Here is a 1,197-nt window from a genome sequence, read left to right on the forward strand (position 1 = left end):
TGTCTAAAGAAAAATTTGAACGTACGAAACCGCACGTTAACGTTGGTACTATCGGCCACGTTGACCACGGTAAAACAACTCTAACTGCTGCAATCTGTACTACTCTTGCTAAAGTATACGGCGGTGTTGCAAAAGACTTTGCTTCTATCGATAACGCTCCAGAAGAGCGTGAGCGCGGTATCACAATCGCAACTTCTCACGTTGAGTACGATACTCCATCTCGTCACTACGCACACGTTGACTGTCCAGGACACGCGGACTACGTTAAGAACATGATCACTGGTGCTGCACAGATGGACGGTGGTATCCTAGTTGTTGCTGCGACAGATGGCCCAATGCCACAAACTCGTGAGCACATCCTACTAGGCCGTCAGGTTGGTATCCCATACATCATCGTATTCATGAACAAATGTGACATGGTTGATGATGAAGAACTACTAGAACTAGTAGAAATGGAAGTTCGTGAACTTCTTTCTGAATACGACTTCCCAGGTGATGACCTACCAGTTATCCAAGGTTCTGCACTAGGCGCACTAAACGGCGAAGAGCAGTGGGAAGCGAAAATTGTTGAACTAGCTGAAGCTCTAGATACTTACATCCCAGAGCCAGAGCGTGCAGTTGATCAACCATTCCTGATGCCAATCGAAGACGTATTCTCAATCCAAGGTCGTGGTACAGTAGTAACTGGCCGTATCGAGCGTGGTATCCTATCAGTAGGTGATGAAGTAGCAATCGTAGGTATCAAAGATACTACAACGACTACATGTACTGGTGTTGAGATGTTCCGTAAGCTTCTAGACGAAGGTCGTGCGGGTGAGAACGTTGGTGCACTTCTACGTGGTACTAAGCGTGATGAAGTTGAACGTGGTCAAGTACTAGCGAAGCCTGGTTCAATCACTCCACACACTAAGTTCGAATCAGAAGTATACGTACTGTCTAAAGATGAAGGTGGTCGTCACACTCCATTCTTCAAAGGTTACCGTCCACAATTCTACTTCCGTACAACTGACGTAACTGGTGACATCCAGCTACCAGACGGTGTAGAAATGGTAATGCCTGGTGACAACGTACAGATGACTGTTGAGCTAATCGCACCAATCGCAATGGACGAAGGTCTACGTTTCGCGATCCGTGAAGGTGGCCGTACAGTAGGTGCTGGTGTTGTTGCTAAGATCTTCGACTAATTCATAGCGAATT

At 46.6% G+C, this 1,197-nt stretch carries 1 protein-coding gene; it reads left to right on the forward strand.

The window, feature by feature from the left end; translation table 11 throughout:
* The coding region (tuf, locus tag SU60_RS17900; protein WP_041156727.1) for an elongation factor Tu at positions 1-1,184 on the forward strand (1,184 nt) is incomplete at its 5' end.
* Positions 1,185-1,197 lie beyond the last annotated feature (13 nt).

Origin of the sequence: Vibrio mytili (genome assembly GCF_000830505.1) — a bacterium.
Taxonomy (GTDB): domain Bacteria; phylum Pseudomonadota; class Gammaproteobacteria; order Enterobacterales; family Vibrionaceae; genus Vibrio; species Vibrio mytili.